Consider the following 22,338-nt stretch of genomic DNA (forward strand, 5'->3'; position numbering starts at 1 on the left):
GGCCTCAAGTGTCCGTTCGCGCGGCAGGTGGGACGAAGGGGCGGGATGGGGTCAGACGCGGCGGCACTCGGAGGTCATGAACGGGACAAAGTCCTGGCCGTCGCCGAGGCGCAACTCGGCGGTGTGGATCAGCACGTGGTTGTCCACCCGGAAAGTATGGCGGGCAGTCCCCCGGTCACTGTGGCGCTCGACGCGCAGCACACCGTCCACCCACGTGCAGCGGGCCGGGGCTCCCGGCGGCAGGCCCATGCTGTCCACGTGGTACCAGAGGATGTCGTTGTGGTCGCGGTCGACAGTAAAAACGCCGTGCCCTTCAAAGTGCGTGCCATCGGCTTCGGTGTGTCTGTAACTTTGCACGACGGCGTAGCCCCCGGCAGCCCTGGTGTAATTGATTTCCGCCGAGGCCGTGCGCTTGGGCCCCCAGGCCGACGCGTCCAGCCAGGTGGTGCCGCGCCAATGGCCCAGGAAGTTCTCCAGGACGGCGTGCACCGTGCCCGGCTGGGGAAAGTTCATAGGTTCATTATGGCGGGCGCAGGCCTGCCGGTCAGAGACCGAAGGTTTCGGTCTCCTCGAATGGGCCCACCACGGTGACAGTCCGCGGCGCCGCTGCCAGTTCCCTGGCAAGCTCCTGGACCTCCTGCGCAGTGACCGCCTTGATCTGGCGCAGCGTCTCGTCGATGTCCTGGTATTCACCGGACACGAGTTCAGCGCGGCCAAGGCGGGACATGCGGGAACCTGTGTCCTCCAGTGCCAGGACAATTCCACCGCACAGCTGGCCCACGGCCTTGCGCAGTTCGTCGTCGGAGATGCCGCCTTCGGCAAGCTTGTCCAGCTCAAGCCCCAGCAGGTCCAGCACCTGGCGGACCTTGGACGGAGTGCACCCTGCGTACATCCCGAAGTAGCCGGCATCCGCGTAGGAGGAGGCAAAGGAGTATGTGGAGTACACCAGGCCTCGCTTTTCGCGGATTTCCTGGAACAGCCGCGAGGACATCCCGCCGCCCAAGACGGCGTTGAGGACGCTCATGACGTAGCGACGTTCATCGGTGGCCACAATCGTGGGGCAGCCCATGATGATATTCGCCTGCTCCACCGCACGCTTGACCACATGCAGCCCTGCAGTGCCGGTGATGTCCGCGCGCTCAGTGGAGCGGCGATCCACCGGGGCGGCGTCCGGCTCAAGTGACCACCCGGCAGTGTGGAGGGCGTCCACCACAAGGCTGCAGACGACGTCGTGCTCCAGGCCCCCGGCGGCGGTGATGACCAGCTCATCCGGGCGGTAGTACCGGCGGTAGTGCTCCCAGACGGAGTCGCGGGCGACGGCGCGGATCGCGGCGGGCGTGCCGCCGATAGGGCGGCCCAGCGGGTGGGTGCCCAGGACGGCAGCCACAAAGTTTTCATGTGCAACGTCCGTGGGGTCATCGCTGTCCATGGCGATTTCCTCCAGGATGACGTCGCGCTCCTGCTCCATCTCGGCCGGATCCAGGACGGCACCGGTGATCATGTCGGCAATGACGTCGATGGCCATGGGCAGGTCCGTGTCCAGCACCCGCGCGAAATAGCACGTGCTCTCCTTGGCCGTGGCGGCGTTGGACTCCCCGCCCACCTCGTCAAAGGCCGATGCGATTTCCAGGGCAGTGCGGCGTTTGGTCCCCTTGAACAGCAGGTGCTCCAGGAAGTGCGTGGAGCCGTGCTGGCCCGGGGCTTCATCGCGTGACCCGACGCCCACCCAGAAACCGATGGTCGCCGAACGCTGGCCCGGCATCGCTTCGGTGAGCACCCGCACGCCGCCCGGCAGCACCGAACGCCGGACAACGGAGCCGCCGTCGGAGCCGTGGACCAGGGTGTCGCCGGGCTGGTTCTGCTCAAGCGGCAGGGGTACAACAGTCATTGAAGCCTTTCAGGAGCGGCAGCCGGATCTGGCTGCCATCGTAACAGCGGCGGGGCCGGTGGATCATCCACCGGCCCCGCCGATTCATGCTGTGTGGAGGAGGATGCTACTCCGCGTCAGTGGACTACTCCGCTTCGGCAGCGCCCTCTGCGGCGGAAGCGTCAACGCTCTCGGCGCCTTCTTCTTCGGCCACTACTGGGGACAGCGACAGCTTTCCACGGTCATCGATCTTGGTGATTTCCACCTGGATCTTCTGGCCGACGGAAACCACGTCATCAACGTTGTCCACGCGCTTGCCGTTGGCCAGCTTGCGCAGCTCGGAGATGTGCAGCAGGCCGTCCTTGCCCGGAGTCAGGGAAATGAAGGCACCGAAGGTGGTGGTCTTGACGACCGTCCCCAGGTAACGCTCGCCGATTTCCGGGATCTGCGGGTTGGCTATGGCGTTGATGGCGGAGCGTGCTGCGTCAGCAGACGGACCGTTGGTGGCGCCAATGTAGACCGTGCCGTCGTCCTCGATGGAGATGTCGGCGCCGGTGTCTTCCTGGATCTGGTTGATCATCTTGCCCTTGGGCCCAATGACCTCGCCGATCTTGTCAACCGGGATCTTGACCGCGATGACGCGCGGCGCGAACTCGGAGAGCTCATCCGGGGTGTCGATCGCGGAGTTCAGGACGTCCAGGATGTGCAGTCGGGCTTCGCGGGCCTGCTTCAGCGCTGCTGCCAGCACGGACGCGGGGATGCCGTCGAGCTTCGTGTCCAGCTGGATGGCCGTAACGAATTCGGCCGTGCCGGCAACCTTGAAGTCCATGTCGCCGAAAGCATCTTCGGCGCCGAGGATATCGGTCAGGGCTGCGTAACGGGTCTGGCCGTCAACCTGGTCGGAGACCAGGCCCATGGCGATACCTGCAACAGCTGCCTTCAGCGGCACACCTGCATTGAGCAGGGACAGCGTCGAAGCGCAGACGGAACCCATCGACGTCGAACCGTTGGAGCTGAGAGCCTCAGACACCTGGCGGATCGCGTAGGGGAATTCCTCGCGGGACGGCAGCACCGGCATGATGGCGCGCTCGGCGAGGGCGCCGTGGCCGATTTCGCGGCGCTTGGGCGAACCCACGCGGCCGGTCTCGCCGGTGGAGTACGGCGGGAAGTTGTAGTTGTGCATGTAGCGCTTGCGCGTGACGGGCGACAGCGAATCGATCTGCTGTTCCATCTTGAGCATGTTCAGCGTGGTGACACCCATGATCTGGGTTTCGCCGCGCTCGAAGATTGCCGAGCCGTGCACGCGGGGCAGAACCTCAACCTCTGCGGTGAGCTGGCGGATGTCCGTCAGGCCACGGCCGTCGATGCGGATCTGGTCCTTGAGGATGCGCTGGCGCACAACCTGCTTGGTGACCGAGCGGAATGCTGCGGACAGCTCCTTGTCGCGGCCTTCGAACTGGCCGGCCAGGGAAGAAGTGACTTCGTCCTTGAGCGAATCCGTTGCAACATCGCGTTCCTGCTTGTCGGCGATCTGGAAGATAGCGGCCAGCTTCTCAGCGGCAGCGGACTCAACAGCGGCGTAGACGTCATCCTGGTAGTCCAGGAAGACCGGGAACTCGACGGTGGGCTTGGCAGCGCGTGCAGCCAGGTCCGCCTGGGCTTCGCAGAGTGCCTTGATGAACGGCTTGGCAGCCTCGAGACCCTCGGAGACAACCTCTTCGGTGGGAGCGGTGGCGCCCTGTTCCTTAATGAGGTTCCAGGAGTTGTCGGTTGCTTCGGCTTCGACCATCATGATGGCGACGTCGTCACCGGCAACACGGCCGGCTACAACCATGTTGAACACGGAGTTCTCGAGCTGGGAGTGCTTGGGGAAAGCAACCCACTGTGAACCGTGCTCGTCAGCGACGAGGGCAACGCGGACGCCGCCGATCGGGCCGGAGAACGGCAGGCCCGAGAGCTGGGTGGACATGGAGGAGGCGTTGATGGCCACCACGTCGTAGAGCTCGTCGGGGTTGATGGCCAGGACGGTCACCACGATCTGGACCTCGTTGCGCAGGCCCTTGACGAAGGCCGGACGCAGCGGGCGGTCCATGAGGCGGCAGGCCAGGATGGCCTCGGTGGACGGGCGGCCTTCACGGCGGAAGAACGAGCCCGGGATACGGCCGGCGGCGTACATGCGCTCTTCAACGTCAACCGTCAGCGGGAAGAAGTCGAAGCCTTCGCGCGGGTGCTTGCCTGCGGTGGTGGCGGACAGCAGTGCGGTGTCTTCGTCGATGTACACCATGGCTGCGCCGGCTGCCTGCTTGGCGAGACGGCCGGTTTCAAAGCGGATTACACGCTTGCCAAAGCGGCCATTGTCAATGACTGCTTCTGAGAACTGGATTTCGGGACCCTCCAAGAGAGTCACCTCCGTTTCTTGTTTCACGGAGTCCAGCCGCATCAACCCAGGCCAGCATCTGTCTACTGGCCTGCACTGCACCCGGTCATCGATCGAGACCCACGGGCCGAGGGCTTCATTCTTCGAAGCCGTTCCCGGGGATCACTACCGAGGACCGCGAATGCGTGATGCGGTTGATCCTCCTGTTTAGTTTTCTTCTGAAGAAGGCGGCCCTTTCCGTCACGGAAGGGGCCGCCCCTTAAAGCTGACTAGCGGCGCAGGCCGAGACGCTCGATGAGCGCACGGTAGCGGGTGATGTCAGTGTTCTTGAGGTAGGTGAGCATACGCTTGCGACGACCAACCATGGCCAGCAGACCGCGCTGGGTGTGGTAATCGTGCTTGTGCACCTTCATGTGCTCAGTCAGATCCTTGATCCGCTGAGTCAGGACTGCAACCTGGACCTCCGGCGAACCGGTGTCGCCCTCGGACGTTGCGAAATCCTGGATGATGGACTGCTTTACAGCGGCGTCAAGTGCCACAATAACTCCTAGAGATGTGCCGTGAGGCCCGATTCAGTACTTCACTGCCGGGTCTGCCCGCGCGGGAATCCCCCGGAAACCAGGGAATTTCCACACATGGCAGGAACCAGCCGCCACGGACTGCAGCCGGATCCATTTGCTAGTTTACCGGCCTCGCCGCAATCTTGTCGAAACAGCCGCCGCCGTCAGCCGCGGCCGCCCCAAAAGGCCATCACCAAATGCCCGTGGCTCAGCGACGGAGCTGATCCCGGATGGCGGCCATCCCCCGGAACAGCTCCGCGAAGCTGGTACTCAAGGGCGACAACCCCACGCGGATCCCGTGTGGTGCGCGGAAGTCCGGGATGACGTCCTGTTCCCACAGCGCCGCCGTCACGTTCCGGAACGCCGGATGATCCAGGGTGATGTGGCTCCCGCGAAGCTCCGGCTCTCGCGGCGACGCCAGCTCCACGCCCGCCGGTTCCAGCCACGCCTCAAACAGTTGCACGGCGTAGGCTGTGAGTTTCAGGGACTTCTCCCTAATGGCAGCCATGCCGGCCTCTTCGATGAGGTCCAGGGTCCCGCGCATGGCCAACATCCCGAAGATGGCCGGAGTGCCGCTGAGGAAACTCCGGATACCGGGCGCGGGCTCGTAGCCTGCGGCCATCTCGAACGCGTCCTTGCGTCCCATCCAGCCCCAGATCGGCTGTTTCAGACCGGGCAGGTGCCTGCGATTGACGTAGGCGAACGCCGGCGAGCCCGGTCCCCCGTTGAGGTACTTGTAGGTGCAGCCCGCGGCAAAATCCACGTTTGCCCCGTCCAGGTCCAGCTCCACGGATCCGGCGGAGTGGCACAGGTCCCAGACCACCAGCGCCCCCGCGCTGTGTGCAACTTCCGTGATGCCCGGAAGGTCGGCCAGGAAGCCTGAGCGGTAGGCCACGTGGCTCAAAAGTACGACGGCGGTGGCCGGGCCGGTTGCGTCCCGCACCTGTTCGACGGTGACCCCGGACGCAGGATCGGCTTCGATCCACCGCAGGGTGAGTCCTTCCTCGCGGGCGATGCCCTCGACCAGGTAGCGGTCCGTGGGGAAGTTATCCGTGTCCAGGACGATCTCTGTGCGGACGGGGTCAGCCACGGTGGCCAGCGCGGCGCGGATCAGTTTGTAGAGCACCACCGTGGTTGAGTCGGCGATGACGGTCTGGCCCGGGGCTGCGCCGAGGACAGCGCGGCCCAGCTGATCGCCGATGGTCTGGGGCAGGTCCAGCCATTCCTCATCCCAGCCACGGATGAGCCGGCCGCCCCAGCCTTCCCCGATAAAGGTGCTGATGTCCTGTTGTGTCCGCTTCAGCGGGCGGCCCAGGGAATTGCCGTCGAGGTAGGAAAGGTCCGTGTCCGTCCCGATGAAGAGGCCGCGGTAGCGCGCCAACGGGTCGCCTGCATCCAGTTGCGCGGCCTGCTCAAGGAGAGCGGCGGCGTCGTGATTCTCCATGTTCGCGTCCATTGCGCTGCTCACTGGCCGATCTCCGTCCGTACCGCGAACAGTTCCGGGAAGAAGGTGAGCTCAAGGGCCTTTTGCAGGAAGGCAGCGCCGCTGGATCCCCCGGTTCCCGATTTCATCCCGATGGTCCGCTGGACGGTTCGCAGGTGCCGGAACCGCCAGAGCTGGAAATTATCCTCAAGGTCCACCAGTTCCTCGCACGCCTCGTAGGCACCCCAGTTAGCGGCGGCGTTTTCGTAGATGTGCTTGAACAGCGGCACCAGCTCAGGGCAGAACTCGTGGGCACGGGTGACGTCCCGCTCCAGGACGGACTGTGGCACGTCGAAGCCCTGCCGGGCCAGGTAGGCCAGGAACTCGTCGTAGATGCTGGGCGCCTTAAGCACGTCCTCCAGCATGGCGTGCGCTTCGGGGTCAGATTCGAAGACCGGCAGCATGTTGCGGTTTTTGTTGCCGAGGATAAACTCCACGGCCCGGTATTGGCTGGACTGGAATCCGGAGGAGTTGCCCAGGAACCCGCGGAACTGGGAGTACTCCGTGGGCGTCAGCGTGGCCAGGACGGACCATTGCTCCGTCAGGGTTTTTTGGATGTGCTTGACCCGGGCGATGCCTTTGAGCGCGGAGCCGAGATCGTCTGCGCGCAGCCAGGCCGCGGCGCTGCGGAGCTCGTGCAGCACCAGCTTCAGCCACAGCTCGGTGGTCTGGTGCTGGATGATGAACAGCAGCTCGTCGTGGTGTTCGGGCGTGCTGACAGGTTGCTGTGCACTGAGCAGGGTGGGCAGCTGGAGGTAGGACGCGTAGCTCATCCGGGAACTGAAATCGCGGACTATGCCTTTGTCCAGTTTGCGGGTGTTCTTCTCGACGGCCACGGTGCTGCCTCTCTGGGTGTTCGGTGCGGGTGGGACCGGGTCAGCGCCGCACCAGGAGATCGTGGGCCTGAATAACGTCCAGACGCATCTGGTCAACAAGCGCCTCCGGCCCACGGTATGCCACCATGCCGCGGAGCCGGGCCACAAATTCGACCACTACTGTCTGGCCGTACAGATCGAAATCCTCCACGGCCTCGTGCGGACGGTCAATCACATGGGCTTCGACCTGGCGGCTGACGCCGTCGAACGTGGGATTGGACCCCACCGAGATGGCCGCCGGCCAGCGAGTGCCCGCCTGGTCCACCAGCCAGCCGGCGTAGATTCCGTCCCCCGGGATGAACCCGGTGGCCTCGTAGGCAAGGTTTGCGGTGGGGAACCCGAGTACGCGGCCGCGGGCAGCGCCGTGTACAACCTCGCCGCGCATACGGTGTGGTCGTCCCAGCACCGCGGCGGCGGTGGCGACGTCGCCCTCCTGCAATGCTTCACGCACCCAGGTGGAGGAACAGCGGCGGTCCGTGCCGCCGTCGTTATGCAGCGGGTAGCCTTCCGAGCCGAACTCGCTGATGACCTGGACGTCGAAGTCGAACTTTTCGCCAAGCTGCTTCATAGTGTCAAGGTCACCGGAGTTGCCGCGGCCGAACCGGGAATCGTGACCGATCACCACGTGGCTGGCGTGCAGGCTGTCCACCAGGACCTGGCCCACAAATTCCTCAGGGGTGAGGCTGGCCAGGTTCAGCGAGTACTTCATCACCAAAATGGCATCCAGGCCCAACTCCCCTAATGCCACCAGTTTGTCATGCAGGCCCATGATCATTTCGGGCGCGGACTCCGGACGGTGGATCAGGGCCGGGTGCGGGTCAAAGGTGACGGCAACGGCCTTCGTCCCGTTGAAGCGGGCCGAGCGGATGAGCTCGGAAAGCACTTGCTGGTGCCCGCGATGGACGCCGTCGAAGTTGCCAAAAGTGACAACGGAGGGACCAAAGTCCGCCGGGACCTCGGACGGATCGTTCCAGATGTAGACCATCACCCTCGCCTTTTACTGCCTAAAATTGACATCTCTCCGAACGCACCGGCGCCGGAACTCTCTAAGATTACCCGCATTCAGTACTGCGGCCGGACGGCGCCGGGCCAACTGGATGGCACGCGCGGACATGTCCGGAGGCCCGACCGCGGCGGCCGATCGCTGGTGCTGTTTGCTGCTGGTGCGGTCTACTGCTGGTTCGGCCGCCGCCGGTACAGCCACACCAGTCCAAGGACAGGCAGCAGCAGCGGAATGAACGCGTACCCCCGGCCAAAAAGGGACCAGACGGTCTCATGCGGGAACGCCACAGAATCAAACACGCTCAACGCCCCCACCACCAACACTCCGACAAGCTCCACCAGGACGGCGGCCAGCGAGATCTTGAACCAGGTGCGGCCGGGCTTGGCCAGGGACACCGTTGCCACAACGTAGACCAGCGCCGCGAACGCGGAAAGCAGGTAGGCGAGCGGGGCTTCGGAGAACTTGGTCAGGATCTGGTAACCGGCGCGTGCGGTGGCCGAAATGGCAAACACTGCATAGACGGCGATGAGCAGGCGTCCGGGGCCGGTGTTCCGAGTGTCCTTGACGCCGGCCTTGGCACGGGCTGCTTCGGAACGGGGTGCTTTCACGTTGCGTACTTCTTCCATTTCAGTACCAGATCTGGTTCATGCGGGCGGCCATCACCAAGGCCGTGACACCGACGGCGGCGAGGACAAAGTTGCTCCAGCGGGTCCGTTCCAGGATGGACCAGTACACGGCTGCCGGCGGCAGGAGCATCGCCGTGGCCAGGTATCCCCAGAATTCCCAGGCTTCCCCGGCAATCGGTTCGCCCGCGATCACCCGCACGATCGAACCCACGAGGTAAACCAGCAGTGCCAGCTCGACGGCGGCAACGGACAGGATGGTGAGGTCGTTGGGGGCTTTTTTCAGGATGCCGGCGCCGAGGCAGATTCCGCTGGAGAGCAGGCCGACCACCAGGATGATGTAGAAATAGGCGTCCATGCCTAGGCGTCCCCGCCCGCAGCATCTTCCGGCACAACATTCTCGGGCATAGCATTCCGGGGCGCAGTTTTTTCGGACGCACCGTTGCCCGGCGCGAATACCAGAACGGGCTTGGCAAAGTTGCCCGAGTCCGCCAGGAGCGCCACGAGGCTGCCGTCCGGCGCGAACGCTGCCGCGGGGTGCTCAGTGGTGGCAGCCGCGGGATCTCCTGCTTCCGATCCCGCTGCGATCCGGCGTCCGAAGGAAATCTCGGTGGCCTCCTCCGCTGTGAGTTCGCGGTTAGGCATCAGTGCCCGGGCAGCCTGGGACATCTCCAGGACATTCAGCTCCTCGGCCAGCTGTTCCAACGTCCGGGCCTGGTCCAGCGAGTACGGGCCAACGTGGGTCCGGCGGAGGGCGGTCAGGTGGCCGCCCACTCCCAGCCCGTCGCCGAGGTCACGGGCGAGGGCGCGGATATAGGTACCGGATGAGCACTCAACCGTGACATCAATGTCCACGACGTCGACGCCCGCTTCCCGGTTGATGGCGTGAACTTCGAAACGGTGGATGGTGACCGGGCGCGCCGCGAGCTTTACCTCTTCACCGGAGCGGACCCGGGCGTAGGCGCGTTCACCGTTGACTTTAATGGCGCTGACGCTGCTGGGCACCTGCTGGATTTCACCCGTGAGGGCGGCGACGCCGTCGTGAATTGCTTCATCGGCGACGGCGGCGGCACTGACGGCGGCAATCACGTCACCTTCGGCGTCGTCCGTGATAGTGGACTGGCCCAACCGGATCGTTGCCGTGTACGTCTTGGACGTGCCCACGATGTAGGTCAAGAGCCGGGTGGCCTTGTTAATGCCGACCACCAGGACGCCGGTAGCCATGGGATCAAGGGTGCCGGCGTGCCCCACTTTCCGGGTCCCGGCGAGACGCCGCATCCGACCAACCACATCATGGCTGGTCCATCCCTGCGGTTTGTCCACTATCACCAGTCCAGAAAGCACGCTTCCCAGTATATCGGCGCTGGCCGCGGCCCTTGCCCACACGCCCTGCCCGCAGCCCCCCGCCCAGGTGCGCGGGTGGCGGCTAGGATGGCATCCATGCCTGAGCTTGCGGCGCACGCGCGCGACGTCCCCGTCAACCAGATCCGCGAAATCACCGAGGCCGCCTGGCATACTCCCGGGGCCATCGTGCTGAGCATCGGCGAGCCGGGCTTCGCGCTCCCCCGCCACATCCTGGAAGCCGGCATGGCGTGCCTCGACCGGGACGAAACGAATTACACCCCCAACGCCGGCATCCCGGCCCTCCGTAAAGCGTTCGCCACCCGGTTCCGTGAACGCGCCGGACTCACCAGCCTCGGTGCCGAGCGCGTCTACGTGGTGGACGGCGCTCAGCAGGGCCTGCACTTCGCCATGAGCCTCCTGCTCTCCCCCGGCGACGAGATCCTGATCCCGAACCCCGGCTACCCCACGTTCGCCATGACCAGCCGGCTCCTGAATGCCGTGCCGGTGGGCTACCCGCTGTATCCCGAGCACGACTTCCAGCCGCGGATCCAGGACATTGAAGCGCTCATCACGGACCGGACCCGGGTGCTCATCCTGAATTCACCGTCCAACCCGCTGGGCGCCGTCCTCGGCGCGGACCTGACCCGGCAACTTGTGGACCTGGCCCGCAAGCGCGATCTCTGGATCATTTCCGACGAATGCTACGAGGCCTTCACTTACGACGTACCCCACGTCAGCCCGGCCCGGTTCGACAGCGACGTGCCCGGCGAGGCGCGCGTGTTCACGTCGCTGACTCTCTCGAAGACGTACGGCCTCACCGGCCTGAGGATCGGCGCCCTGGTCTGTCCGCCGGGGCTGGAGCAGAAGATGAACAACGTGATGGAAGCGATTGTCTCCTGCGTTGCCTCGCCGTCGCAGTATGCAGCGCTCGCGGCTTTGACAGGCCCGCAGGACTACGTCCGTCACGCCCATGACCACTACCGGGCCAACCGGGACGCGGCCTCAGCAGTGCTGGAGGCCAAGGGAATCCCGTACCTGAGTGCACAGGGAGCCTTCTATCTTTGGGCCAACGTCTCCCATGTCAGCGACGGGGACGTCCGCAGCTGGGCCCGCAGGTTCCTGGCCGATTCCGGCGTTGCGCTTGCGCCGGGAACTGCATTTGGCTCGATCGGCGAGGGCTGGGTGCGGATCGCGCTGTGCGGTACCCGCAACGACTTGGTGGAGGGTGTCGGCAGGCTGCCTGAACGCGTGGATTAATGACCCGGCACCTGGTTAGTAATCCTTGCGTTTCGTGTTGCGGCGCCACGCGTCAAACGGAGCGTCCGACGCCGGAATAGCGGTTTGGGCGACCGGCAGAAGTTCCGGACGAGTGCCGTTGAAATACTCGTAGAACACGGCGTCGTCGAAACCGGCCGCGGCTGCACCATGGCGGTCGGCCGCAAAATAGACGCGATCAATCCGCGCCCACAGCGCGGCTGACAGGCACAGCGGGCACGGCTCGCAGCTGGTGTAGAGCACGGCGCCGCTCAGGTCGAACGTGGCGCCTGCGGCTGCCGCAGCGCGGATTGCCACCACTTCGGCATGCGCGGTGGGGTCGTTGTCCCGGGTGACCCGGTTAGTGCCTTCATGGACCCGCCCATCCGGGGTCACTACCAGCGCGCCGAACGGGCCGCCACCGTCGGAGACGTTCCGGACAGCCAGCTCAATGGCCTGTTCCAGGTATCGGGTGGCCTCGTGGTTGTCGCTCGCCTGCGTCATAACTAGATCCTAGCCACGGAGCGAGGATTAGGGGGCACATTAGGGGGAAAAGCCCGCCACTTCGTCCGGCCTCAGGACTAGCCTAGGCATGGGGGGAAGTTCAGGTCCGCCTTCACTTTGGTCTCGTTGCCAGGCCCCGCCGTGGGGTGCTCTTCAACTCCGGAGTATGCAATGTACAGAAAAACCACCCTGGTTGCCTGCCTGGCCGTCGCGGCCATGCTTGTTCCGGCCAGCCCCGCAGCGGCCGACAGTAGTCCATCCACGCCGGAAGTTCTGGCCGAAGGGCTTCTCTCCCCGCTTCGACTGGCCCTCGGTACCGACGAGACAGTCCTGGTCACCCAGACCTTCGCCGGCACCCTCAGCCGTATTAAGGACGACGACGATGGCCACGACCACGAACCTATGACGGATCTCTATACGAATCCGGGCTGGAGCGTTGGCGGTGTGGAAACGAGCGGAGAGACGACGTTCTTCGTGGAGAGCCTTGGTGCCGGCGGAGGGGTTCCAGACGCGCTGAAGGGCTATCTGAAGTCGATCAACGTTGGTGGTGAAGTCAGGACGGTCGCAGACCTGGCAGCGCTTGAGCGCACCAGCAATCCGGACGGATTCCAGCACTACGGCTTCGGACCGGACGCCAGTGCGGAATGCCTTGCGCAAGCTTCGGCTATTGAGAATGCGCCGCCCGCCCAGTACACCGGCACCATAGACTCGCACCCCTATGCAACGGCAGTGTCAGACAACACGGTGTACGTGGCCGATGCCGGAGCAAACACCATCATCAAGGTCAACGTGGCGACGGGCGCGGTCTCCACTTTGGCGGTGCTGCCGCCCCGACCGGCAACCATTACCGCGGACGCTGCGGCTGCCCAGGGGGTCCCGGGCTGCGTGGGCTTTGAGTACGCCTTCGAACCAGTTCCCACCGACGTCGAGATCGGGCCTGACGGCTGGCTCTACGTATCGTCCCTGCCGGGCGGTCCGGAAGATCCTTCCCTGGGTGCCCGCGGGGCGATCTTTAGGGTCAATCCGTGGACCGGCGCCACGAAGCTGTGGGCTGAGGGCATCCTGAGTCCCACGGGCCTTGCCGTCGCCGACAACGGAGACGTCTACGTGGCATCCATGTTCGGCGGGGAGATCATAAAAATCGATGCCTGGAGCGGCAAGCAGTCGCAGTTCCTGGCAGAAAATACCCCGGCTGATGTTGAGATCAGCGGCAGCACTCTGTACGCCACAGTCGATGCCCTCGGCGATCCGACGGCTCCACCGGCTCCACCGGCTCCACCGGCAGGCCGGGTCATCGAGGCCGATATCAGGTAGACCCTGTCGGGAAGTAATCCTGGCAGACGCAGGAAGGCCCGGACCGCAGTTGCCGTCCGGGCCTTCCCTCATGTCGGACGGCTACTTGTTGCTGTCTTCTTCGAGTTCGTCGTCGTCGCTGAGGTCAAGGTCCTCTTCGTCGAAGTCATCCTCGTCAATCTCGACGTCCGCGGGAATGTCGCTCTTGTACGGATCGGCGTCGCCGGCGTGCTTGGCGTTTTCGGCCAGGGCAGCCACCTCGGCGTCGCGCTTCTTGGCGGCCCGGAGCAGGTCCTCCAGGTTTGAGGCAACGACGGGGATCTGGTCCGCCACAAATTCCAGCGTCGGCGTCAGGCGGACGGTCACGTTGCGCCCCACCTCCTGGCGGAGCACACCCTTGGCCTTCTCCAGGCCCTTGGCAGCATCGGCCTGCACAGCCTGGTCGCCGAAAACGGTGTAGTAGATCGTGGCATGCTGCAGGTCATTGGTCACCCGGGCATCGGTAACAGTAATGCCCTCCAGCCGAGGATCCTTAACCTTCCGGCCCAAGGCCTCAGCAACAACAACCTTAATCCGCTGCGCCAACTTGGCAGCCCGTGCGGGATCAGCCATTTCCACTCCTAAAAAATTTGGGATGTACGACGGCGCCGGAACGGTGCCCGCACAACTGTTGGGTTTTCGTGCCACGCGCCTATGGCGAGTCTACGACGGACTCCCGTTGGGTTTTTTCCGGCGGCCTGGGAGTGGCATCGGGCCTACCGGAGCTGGGTGGCCGACGTCGTAAGACGTTGGCCACCCAGCGAAGGGGCGGGGCCGCCGGAAAAATCCCAACGGCCCCGCACCTATAGAGCTCAGACTAAACGCGCGGCTTTTCGCGCATCTCGAAGGTCTCGATGATGTCGCCCTCGGTGATGTCGTTGAACGAACCAAGACCGATACCACACTCGAAGTCCGTGCGGACCTCAGTGGCGTCGTCCTTGAAGCGCTTGAGCGTCTCAACGGTGAGGTTCTCACCGATGATCTTGCCGTCGCGGCTGATGCGGGCCTTCGTGTTGCGTCGGATGATGCCCGAGCGAACGATGGAACCGGCGATGTTTCCGAACTTGGAAGAGCGGAAGACTTCGCGGACCTCGGCGGTGCCCAGCTGGACCTCTTCGTACTCCGGCTTGAGCATGCCCTTGAGGGCCATCTCGATGTCATCGATTGCTGCGTAGATGACGGAGTAGAAGCGCATGTCCACGCCTTCGCGGTCTGCCAGTTCGGCAACCCGCTCGGCAGGCTTGACGTTGAAGCCGATGATAACGGCGCTGTCGACCGTTGCAAGGTTGACGTCGTTCTGCGTGATAGCACCAACGCCGCGGTGGATGACGCGCAGCTGCACGCCTTCGCCGACGTCGATCTTGAGCAGTGCGTCTTCGAGGGCTTCCACGGCACCGGACACGTCACCCTTGAGGATGAGGTTGAGGGTGTCGATCTTGCCGTCGGCAACGGCCTGGTCGAAGTCTTCCAGGCTGATGCGCTTGCGACGCTTGGCGAGGGCGGCGTTGCGGTCGGCTGCTTCACGCTTCTCGGCGATCTGGCGGGCGGTGCGCTCGTCAGCGGTCACAAAGAAGGTGTCGCCGGCGCGCGGCACGTTGGAGAGACCCAGAACCTGCACGGGGCGGGACGGGCCGGCCTCGGTCAGGACACTGCCGTCGTCGTCGAACATGGCGCGGACGCGGCCGTGAGCCGTACCGGCCACGATCGTGTCACCGACACGCAGGGTGCCGGACTGCACCAGGACGGTGGCCACGGAACCGCGGCCCTTGTCCAGGTTGGCTTCGATCGCGATACCGCGGGCGTCCTTGTTCGGGTTGGCGCGCATGTCCAGGGCAGCGTCCGCGGTGAGCAGGACAGCCTCGAGCAGCTCGTCAATGTTGAGGTTCTGGCGGGCAGAGACCTCCACGAACATGGTGTCGCCACCGTATTCTTCGGGAACCAGGCCGTACTCGGTCAGCTGGCCGCGGACCTTCTCCGGGTTGGCGCCTTCCTTGTCGATCTTGTTCACAGCCACCACGATCGGCACATTTGCTGCCTGCGCATGGTTGAGTGCCTCAACGGTCTGCGGCATTACGCCGTCGTCCGCTGCGACCACCAGGATGGCGATGTCGGTGACCTTCGCACCACGGGCACGCATGGCGGTGAACGCCTCGTGGCCCGGAGTATCGATGAAGGTGATCTTACGATCGATGTCTTCGTGGGTGTGCGTGACCTGGTAAGCACCGATGTGCTGCGTGATGCCGCCGTGTTCGCCCGCCATAACGTCGGACTTGCGGATGGCATCGAGCAGGCGGGTTTTACCGTGGTCAACGTGGCCCATAACGGTGACAACCGGAGGACGTGCCTCGAGGTCTTCGTCGCCTTCGGCTTCGAGTTCTGCTTCGAAGTCGATGTCGAAGCCGGAGAGCAGCTCGCGCTCCTCGTCCTCCGGCGAGACAACCTGGAGCTTGTAGCCAAGCTCCTCGCCGAGCAGTGCGAAGGTCTCTTCATCCAGCGACTGCGTGGCCGTGGCCATTTCGCCGAGGTGGAAGAGGACCGTCACCAGTGCTGCGGGGTTTGCCTCGATCTTGTCGGCGAAGTCCGTAATGGACGAGCCACGGCGAAGCCGGACTACGGTGTTGCCGTCGCCGCGGGGTACGCTCACGCCACCCAGCGACGGGGCACTCATCTGCTCGAGTTCCTGGCGCTTGGCACGCTTCGACTTGCGCTGCTTGCCGCGGCCTGCGCCGCCCTTACCGAAAGCACCCTGAGTGCCACCGCGACCGCGGCCACCCTTGCCGAAGCCACCGCCGGCCGGAGCGCCGCCACCGGCACCCGGTGCGCCACCGGTGCCTGGAGCGCCACCCGGACGTCCGGGACCACGGGCGCCGCCACCGGGACGACCTGCACCAGCGGGTGCGGGACGCTCAGTGCGGTTGGGCATCATGCCCGGAGTAGGACGGTTTCCACCGGCACCTGCCGGACGGGGACCGCCGGCGCCTGCTGCGGGACGCGGACCACCGGGACGGGGGCCACCGGCACCGGCTGCGGGACGCGGACCACCCGGACGGGGACCACCGGCACCGGCTGCGGGACGCGGACCACCCGGACGGTCGCCGTCGGGACGGCTTCCACCCGCGCGGGGCATGCCCTGCGAAGGAGCGAACGGGTTGTTACCCGGACGGGGAGCACGCTCTCCGTCGCCACCGCGGCCGCGGGGCATACCCTGGGACGTGGCGAACGGGTTGTTGCCCGGACGGGGACCGCCGGGACGCGGTGCGGAGCCGCCCTGCGAACCACCCTGTGTTGATCCGCCAGAGCGGGTCGGTGCGGCCGGGGCTTCAGCCTTCGGTGCCGGACGGGCACCGGGCTTGGCGCCGGTGGACGGTGCGCTTGCGGCCGGGGCTGACGCAACCGGTGCTGCGGCAGGTGCTGCCGGAGCTGCGGAAACGGCAGCGGGTGCAGCCGGAGCCGCAGCAGCTGGTGCTGCCGGGGCTGAGGGAGCTGCGGGGCCCGGAGCAGGTGCTGCGGGTCGTGTGTCGGCCGACGGGGCAGGCGCCTTGGGCGCGGCTGCCGGAGCTGCGGTCTTGGCAGCTGCGTCGGGGTAGGCGTTGCGGAGTTTCCGCACCACCGGGGCCTCAATGGTTGAAGAGGCGGAGCGAACGAATTCGCCCAGTTCCTGCAGTTTGGTTACTGCATCTTTGGAAGTAATACCGAGCTCTTTAGCAAGCTCGTGTACGCGGACCTTGGCCACATTTCTCCTGTCTCGGTCCGCACCGAGCCAGGCACGAACCGTCTACTTCTTACTGCGGGCCCCAGCCGCGGTTGCAACTACAGGGCCCATTGCAGAGCGCAACAAATTTGTCATCGTTGCGCACTCATCGCTGGGAACTCATCGGGTTTCCATCAGTTTTCTGACCCGCTTTCAGGTTGGACGGTTTTTGCTGCAGCTACCAGGGGTACCTGCAACGGGCTGGCATCCTGCTTGCCTGCCATGATCCGGCGTTCGACGGCGGTGGACCCGGTTGCCCCATTGAGGGCCCTTCCGAATGCTCGCCGCTTGACCGCCAGGGCCAGGCACGCTTCGCTGGGGTGCAGCCATGCACCCCTGCCAGCCATCCGGCGTCGTTCGTCTACCAGCACTGCGGTGGAGCCGCTGCCTTCGGCGACGAGCCGGAGTAATTCAGACCGCGAAGCCTTTTTCCGGCATCCGATGCAGGTACGCTGCGGTTGATCCTCGGTGTGAAGCACTTCTGCCACGGTGAGCATCTTCCTGACGTTCATAACTGCTGGCCCTCAGCCCCCCACCGCACATCGGCGGAACGGGAACACTCAGGGCACACGAATACCGGCCGTTAGGCGCGGTCATGTCTATTCTAGCCCCTCGGGGCAGTTCTGCCCGAAACCGGGGCTTCGGCCGAAGGTATCCGCCGCCGGCCGCCGCCCCGGAACCGGATTAGCTTTCGCGCGCCGGGGCAGCGTCCGAGACGATATCGATTCGCCAGCCCGTCAGCTTGGCCGCCAGCCGGGCGTTCTGGCCCTCTTTGCCGATGGCCAGCGAGAGCTGGTAGTCCGGGACCACCACACGCGCGGAGCGGGTGGCCTCGTCCACGATGGTGACCGAATTCACACGCGAGGGGGAAAGTGCACTGGCAATAAACGTTGCCGGATCCTCGCTGAAGTCGACGATGTCGATTTTTTCGTCGTTCAGTTCCGTCATAACGGCGCGGACGCGGGAACCCATTTCGCCGATGCAGGCGCCCTTGGCGTTGATGCCCTGGGTGTGGGCCTTGACCGCGATCTTGGTACGGTGGCCGGCCTCGCGGGCCAGTGCCACGATCTCCACAGAGCGGTCCGCGATCTCCGGGACCTCCAGTTCGAAGAGCTTCCGGACGAGGCCCGGGTGTGAACGGGACAGGGTGACGGACGGGCCCTTGGTGCCGCGGTGGACATCGATAACGATGGCGCGGAGCCGGTTGCCGTGGATGTACTTCTCCCCCGGCACCTGTTCGGGCGGCGGCAGCAGGGCCTCCACCGAACCCAGGTTGACCTGGATCATGTGCGGGTTGTTGCCCTGCTGGATCAGGCCGGCCACAAGTTCACCCTCGCGGCCCTTGAACTCACCCAGGATGGCGTCGTCCTCGACGTCGCGCAGGCGCTGCAGGATGATCTGGCGTGCGGTGCTCGCCGCGATACGGCCGAAGCCGGCAGGCGTGTCCTCGAACTCGCCGATGGGGGCGCCGTCGTCGTCGATCTCCACTGCCCAGATGGTTACGTGGCCGCTCTTGCGGTCCAGCTCGGCCCGGGCCTTCTCGAAGGCGCCGGGCGATTTGTGGTACGCCACCAGGAGCGCCTGCTCGATGGTGGGGATCAGGAGGTCCAGCGGAATCTCGCGCTCACGCTCCAGTAGTCTCAGCGCGCTCATGTCAATATCCATCAGGCCTCCTCAGAAGGTCCATTGTGCTCAGGTTCCAGACCAGCTTCTTCGAGGTGGCTGAATTCGATCTCGACTTTTCCGTTGCGGATCCTGTCGAAAGGAAGAATCTGGGGCTCGCCCTGCTTGGGCTTCATGCCCTTCTTGACGGCGATCTCCGGGATGATGGTGACGCCGGAATCGTCCACGGACTGGACCCTGCCGGTGACGTTTTCGCCCTGGATGACGTTGACCTTGACCATACGGCCCCGGGCGCGGTGCCAGTGCCGGACTTCGGTGAGGGGACGCGCGACGCCAGGGGAGGAAACCTCGAGGTCGTAGGGGCGCCCGTCGTCTGCGGGATCATTGTCCAGGACGTCGGAGAGGACCCTGGAGATGTCCGCGATGACATCGAGGTTTACGCCGCCGGTTTCCTCCTGCGGCAGGTCAACCACCACGTGGACCACGCGGTGTGAACCGGCCAGGATGGATACGTCCTCGAGGTACAGGCGGTTGGCCTGGACCGCCGGTTCCAGCAGCGCCCGGAGCCTGACGGCTTCGGGATTGTTGGCGGGCGCAGCAACAGCGGTACCCGTTCCGGTAGCGTCTGATGAAGTCGTGGCTTCTGCATTACTCACGATGCCGGCCGCCTTCCAATAGATGATGTTGTGACTACTAGCCTAACGATTTTCCGGCCATAGTGGTGCACGAAGGCTCGCATCAGGCGTGAGAACATGGTCTGTTGTGAAAGACGACACGCAGGAAACCGGCCGCCGCAGGCGTTATTTTCAGTACGCCGTTTTTGCGCTGGCCGCCCTTCTGGTGGTGAGCCTCGGATTGGTGCTCATCCCCCGCGAACCGTCCCCGCCTGCGGCGCCGCCGTTTTCCGAGCAGGCAAGGGCATCCGCGTTCGCGGATTCCCTGACCCTCAGGGCCGCTGGCCTGGACCTCGAAGGCACTGCAGGCGCCACTGCGCCGGCCCCACAAGCGGCCGCCCTGGCCCGGATTGTGACTTTGCTGACTGTCCAGGCCCGGGCGTTGATGCTGCCGGCTGATGCGGCCAGCGATCCTGCCCTGGACCGTGCGGCTACTGCCCCCGTCCCTGCCCCGTCCACGGCGCTGACCACCGTCACGCCGCCGTCGACCACCGCGGACTTCGCCGCTGCCCTCCAGGCAAGCGGGGCAAAGCGGCTCCACGATGCCGAAACGGCCGACGGCGGCATGGCCCGCCTTCTCGCCGGCACCGGAACTGCCCAGCTTCTGGCTGCAGAGGACCTGGCCTCGGCGACCGGGATCGCGTTGGCTGCACTTCCGGGTTCTGGCCCCTCCTCCCCCGCATCGCCGGCGCCCACCCTGCCTGTTTCGGCTTCAGTAGCCGCCAGCTGTGCCAGCGAAGCAGCCGACCCCGCCGCCAGCACTGGCGTGGACCTCGGCTCAGCCTTGGCCCTAGCCGTGGAGAGCGAGCTGGAACTGGTCTACGCGTACCAGGCCGCGCTGACCAGGCTTAACTCCGAGTCCGCTGCTCCGGCGTCGACCTTCCTAGCCCAGCACGGCGTCCTCCGGGGCGAAGCGGAGGCCATGGGCAGGTCCCGCTGCGCCACGGTACCCCCGAGGCAGCCCGGCTATGTCCTGAGCCAGGCGTTCCTGGCCGACCCTGCAGATGGGCTGGGAACCCTGGAGTCGGGGACACTTCCGGTACTCGGCGACGTGGTGGCGCTCAGCGAGGGGCGCGAACGCGTATGGGCACTCTCGGCACTTCAGTCGGCGGCCCGGCGGACCGTCCATTGGCGTGCGTCGCCAGGCCCGGTCCCCGGCCTGGTCCTGGACGAAGCACTCCTGCCGCCACTGCCGGAGCCTGTATCAACTCCGGGGACTTCCACAACCAGCACTCCCGGCAATTCGTAGCCAAGGCACGGCACACTGGCCAGGCGCAGGCACTAATGCTTTGCTGGAGGCATGGACAGTGCCGGCGCCCCCGCCCTTCATGAGAATGAGCCCCACCAAAACGACGTCGCTCAGCGCCTGAACTGGCTACGAGCCGGCGTGCTGGGTGCCAATGATGGCATCGTCTCGGTCGCCGCAATCGTGGTGGGCGTCGCCGGTGTCACCACGCAGTCCGGACCGATCCTCGTCGCCGGCATGGCCGGTTTGGTGGGCGGAGCAATATCCATGGCCTTGGGCGAGTACGTGTCCGTCAGCAGCCAGAAGGACAGCCAGCAGGCCCTGATCGAAAAGGAACGCCTGGAGCTGCAGGAACAGCCCGAGGAAGAACTGGAGGAACTTGCGGCGATCTACCAGGGCAAGGGCCTGAGCCTGGACACAGCAAGGAAAGTAGCGCGGGAGCTGACGGCCCACGATGCCTTGGGCGCGCACCTCTCCGCCGAACTGAACATCGACGAAACAGACATTGTGAGCCCCTGGAATGCAGCCTTTGCTTCGGCGATTGCGTTCGTCACCGGCGCCATCCTGCCGATGGCCGCCATCCTGCTGCCACCGGAGAACATCCGGGTCCCCCTGACGTTCGCGGCCGTCCTGGTGGCCCTCGCCGCCACCGGAGCGCTGGGCGCCTGGATCGGCGGTGGCTCGAAGGTGCGGGCCGCCGCCCGGGTGGTGGCGGGCGGGGCTCTGGCCCTGGCTGCCACGTTCTCCATCGGCAACGCGCTTGGCGCAAGCGGCGTCCTGTGAGTGTCCAGATTGGCGTACCGATCCCGCCAGCCCTCAGCGGGCGTTACAGCCACAGCAGCGCGGGACGGGCCTGGCTTTCCTCCCTCCCGGGACTGGTGCAGGGGCGGCTGGAGCATTGGGAACTGGCTGTTGACCTGGAAGCCGGTGCCCTCCCGTGGCATGGCCACGGCGGCGTGGTGGTTCCAGTCCGCCGGACGGACGGGACTCCGGCGGCGCTCAAGATCGCGTTTCCCCACGATGAGGCACGGGTGGAACGCCATGCGCTGGCGCTGTGGGGTGGCTCCGGCGCCGTCCGGCTGTTGGAATCCGACGCCGGAACGTGCGCCATGCTGCTTGAGCGGCTGAATGCGGACTCCTCGCTCCAGACCCTTCCGCTGGATCAAGCGGCGGTGGCGTGGGGCAGCACCATGCGGCAGTTGGGCCTGGTGCCGGACGGCCGGCCGCAGTGGCAGGAGTTCGATCACATCGCCGGGCGGGCCGAACAATGGAGCGATGACCTGCCCGCCGACTGGGAACAGCAGGGCCGCCCGTTCCCGCGCTGGCTACTGGAGGCGGCCCTGGAAGTCTGCCAGACCCGCGGCGCCGTTGGCCGCCGCTCGGGCCGCGATGTCCTGGTCCATACGGACCTGCATTTCCTGAACATCCTGGCCCGGCCCCACACCATCAGCGGAGGGCTGCCCGGGGAGGCCTTCGTCGCCATCGACCCGCAGCCCATGATCGGCGAACCGGAGTTCGCTGTGGCACCGCTGCTGTGGAACCGCCTCGGCGACCTGCCCCGGAGCGATCCGGCCGGAGGGTTGAGGCGGCGGTGCCAGGACTTCAGCGCCGCGGCCGGCCTCGACGCCGAAGCTGCGCGCCAGTGGGCCGTGGCACGCGAAGTGGAGAACGCCCTCTGCTACGCGTCCTTGCCGCGCCACCAGGGAGATCTGGCCCGGTCACTCTGGGTGGCCAGCACCCTTGCCGGGCGGACCCTCGATGGTCTCCCCTCTGCGCACGCCCTGCCTGAGCCGGGGCAGGGCGGCGGGTGAGGCGGGTGCCT

The 22,338-nt window shown here is 65.6% G+C and carries 21 protein-coding genes; 5 read left to right on the top strand and 16 right to left on the bottom strand.

The features are described from left to right. Nucleotides 1-51: 51 nt before the first annotated feature. The 10 genes from ACX80V_RS10820 to truB all read right to left on the bottom strand — a co-directional run bounded on the left by ACX80V_RS10820 (nucleotide 52) and on the right by truB (nucleotide 10,132). Nucleotides 52-513: a DUF1579 domain-containing protein gene (locus tag ACX80V_RS10820; protein WP_485843124.1), complete on the bottom strand. Its 462-nt coding sequence runs from the start codon at nucleotides 511-513 to the stop codon at nucleotides 52-54. Nucleotides 514-544: 31 nt separating this feature from the next. After that, nucleotides 545-1,888, bottom strand: a complete 1,344-nt coding sequence (locus tag ACX80V_RS10825) for a M16 family metallopeptidase (protein ID WP_056348420.1) — start codon at nucleotides 1,886-1,888, stop codon at nucleotides 545-547. A 124-nt stretch (nucleotides 1,889-2,012) separates the two neighbouring features. After that, on the bottom strand, nucleotides 2,013-4,265 hold the full coding sequence (locus tag ACX80V_RS10830; protein ID WP_485843208.1) for a polyribonucleotide nucleotidyltransferase: 2,253 nt from the start codon (nucleotides 4,263-4,265) through the stop codon (nucleotides 2,013-2,015). Nucleotides 4,266-4,513: 248 nt separating this feature from the next. Beyond that, nucleotides 4,514-4,783, bottom strand: a complete 270-nt coding sequence (gene rpsO, locus ACX80V_RS10835) for a 30S ribosomal protein S15 (protein ID WP_056348417.1) — start codon at nucleotides 4,781-4,783, stop codon at nucleotides 4,514-4,516. 229 nt (nucleotides 4,784-5,012) lie between these two features. Next, the gene (gene kynU / locus ACX80V_RS10840; protein ID WP_485843209.1) at nucleotides 5,013-6,260 is read right to left on the bottom strand and encodes a kynureninase; all 1,248 of its coding nucleotides are present in this window, start codon (nucleotides 6,258-6,260) and stop codon (nucleotides 5,013-5,015) included. Between the two features lie 8 nt (nucleotides 6,261-6,268). Continuing rightward, entirely contained in the window at nucleotides 6,269-7,123 is an 855-nt protein-coding gene (kynA, locus tag ACX80V_RS10845) for a tryptophan 2,3-dioxygenase (RefSeq protein ID WP_485843125.1), read from the bottom strand. 40 nt (nucleotides 7,124-7,163) lie between these two features. Next, nucleotides 7,164-8,147 carry a bifunctional riboflavin kinase/FAD synthetase gene (locus tag ACX80V_RS10850; protein ID WP_485843126.1) on the bottom strand — a complete coding sequence of 328 codons (984 nt, stop codon included), beginning with the start codon at nucleotides 8,145-8,147 and terminating at the stop codon, nucleotides 7,164-7,166. A gap of 185 nt (nucleotides 8,148-8,332) precedes the next feature. Next, complete coding sequence (locus ACX80V_RS10855) at nucleotides 8,333-8,791, bottom strand: hypothetical protein (RefSeq protein WP_485843127.1); 459 nt, start codon at nucleotides 8,789-8,791, stop codon at nucleotides 8,333-8,335. A 1-nt stretch (nucleotide 8,792) separates the two neighbouring features. After that, the gene (locus tag ACX80V_RS10860) at nucleotides 8,793-9,146 is read right to left on the bottom strand and encodes a hypothetical protein (RefSeq protein ID WP_248761780.1); all 354 of its coding nucleotides are present in this window, start codon (nucleotides 9,144-9,146) and stop codon (nucleotides 8,793-8,795) included. A gap of 2 nt (nucleotides 9,147-9,148) precedes the next feature. Next, entirely contained in the window at nucleotides 9,149-10,132 is a 984-nt protein-coding gene (truB, locus tag ACX80V_RS10865; RefSeq protein WP_485843128.1) for a tRNA pseudouridine(55) synthase TruB, read from the bottom strand. A gap of 96 nt (nucleotides 10,133-10,228) precedes the next feature. On the opposite strand from truB, the gene ACX80V_RS10870 reads away from it, so the two are divergent. Further along, complete coding sequence (locus ACX80V_RS10870) at nucleotides 10,229-11,389, top strand: pyridoxal phosphate-dependent aminotransferase (RefSeq protein WP_485843129.1); 1,161 nt, start codon at nucleotides 10,229-10,231, stop codon at nucleotides 11,387-11,389. Between the two features lie 15 nt (nucleotides 11,390-11,404). Here the strand turns inward: ACX80V_RS10870 and ACX80V_RS10875 are convergent, their stop codons facing one another. After that, entirely contained in the window at nucleotides 11,405-11,890 is a 486-nt protein-coding gene (locus ACX80V_RS10875) for a nucleoside deaminase (protein WP_058929495.1), read from the bottom strand. A gap of 171 nt (nucleotides 11,891-12,061) precedes the next feature. Between ACX80V_RS10875 and ACX80V_RS10880 the strand changes: the two genes are divergently transcribed. Next, nucleotides 12,062-13,204: a ScyD/ScyE family protein gene (locus tag ACX80V_RS10880; protein ID WP_485843130.1), complete on the top strand. Its 1,143-nt coding sequence runs from the start codon at nucleotides 12,062-12,064 to the stop codon at nucleotides 13,202-13,204. Between the two features lie 81 nt (nucleotides 13,205-13,285). Here the strand turns inward: ACX80V_RS10880 and rbfA are convergent, their stop codons facing one another. The 5 genes from rbfA to rimP form a co-directional block, all read right to left on the bottom strand. After that, entirely contained in the window at nucleotides 13,286-13,795 is a 510-nt protein-coding gene (gene rbfA / locus ACX80V_RS10885; protein WP_485843131.1) for a 30S ribosome-binding factor RbfA, read from the bottom strand. Between the two features lie 244 nt (nucleotides 13,796-14,039). After that, nucleotides 14,040-16,955, bottom strand: a complete 2,916-nt coding sequence (gene infB / locus ACX80V_RS10890) for a translation initiation factor IF-2 (protein ID WP_485843132.1) — start codon at nucleotides 16,953-16,955, stop codon at nucleotides 14,040-14,042. A gap of 152 nt (nucleotides 16,956-17,107) precedes the next feature. Then, nucleotides 17,108-17,470 (bottom strand): YlxR family protein, encoded by a 363-nt coding sequence (locus ACX80V_RS10895; RefSeq protein ID WP_485843133.1) that lies wholly within the window; start codon nucleotides 17,468-17,470, stop codon nucleotides 17,108-17,110. Between the two features lie 187 nt (nucleotides 17,471-17,657). Further along, on the bottom strand, nucleotides 17,658-18,638 hold the full coding sequence (nusA, locus tag ACX80V_RS10900) for a transcription termination factor NusA (RefSeq protein ID WP_058929500.1): 981 nt from the start codon (nucleotides 18,636-18,638) through the stop codon (nucleotides 17,658-17,660). Beyond that, nucleotides 18,638-19,252, bottom strand: coding sequence for a ribosome maturation factor RimP (rimP, locus tag ACX80V_RS10905; RefSeq protein WP_104063108.1), 615 nt, complete (start codon nucleotides 19,250-19,252; stop codon nucleotides 18,638-18,640). Before rimP ends, nusA begins: the two co-directional genes overlap by 1 nt. A gap of 106 nt (nucleotides 19,253-19,358) precedes the next feature. Between rimP and ACX80V_RS10910 the strand changes: the two genes are divergently transcribed. From ACX80V_RS10910 to ACX80V_RS10920, 3 genes are read left to right on the top strand one after another with little or no spacing between them, the layout of a single operon-like run. Then, nucleotides 19,359-20,519, top strand: coding sequence for a DUF4439 domain-containing protein (locus tag ACX80V_RS10910; protein WP_485843134.1), 1,161 nt, complete (start codon nucleotides 19,359-19,361; stop codon nucleotides 20,517-20,519). Nucleotides 20,520-20,570: 51 nt separating this feature from the next. Next, nucleotides 20,571-21,299 carry a VIT1/CCC1 transporter family protein gene (locus tag ACX80V_RS10915; RefSeq protein WP_485843135.1) on the top strand — a complete coding sequence of 243 codons (729 nt, stop codon included), beginning with the start codon at nucleotides 20,571-20,573 and terminating at the stop codon, nucleotides 21,297-21,299. Then, nucleotides 21,296-22,327, top strand: coding sequence for an aminoglycoside phosphotransferase family protein (locus ACX80V_RS10920; RefSeq protein ID WP_485843136.1), 1,032 nt, complete (start codon nucleotides 21,296-21,298; stop codon nucleotides 22,325-22,327). The genes ACX80V_RS10915 and ACX80V_RS10920 overlap by 4 nt, the downstream gene beginning before the upstream one ends. Nucleotides 22,328-22,338: the final 11 nt, after the last annotated feature.

The organism is Pseudarthrobacter arbutini, assembly GCF_054510915.1.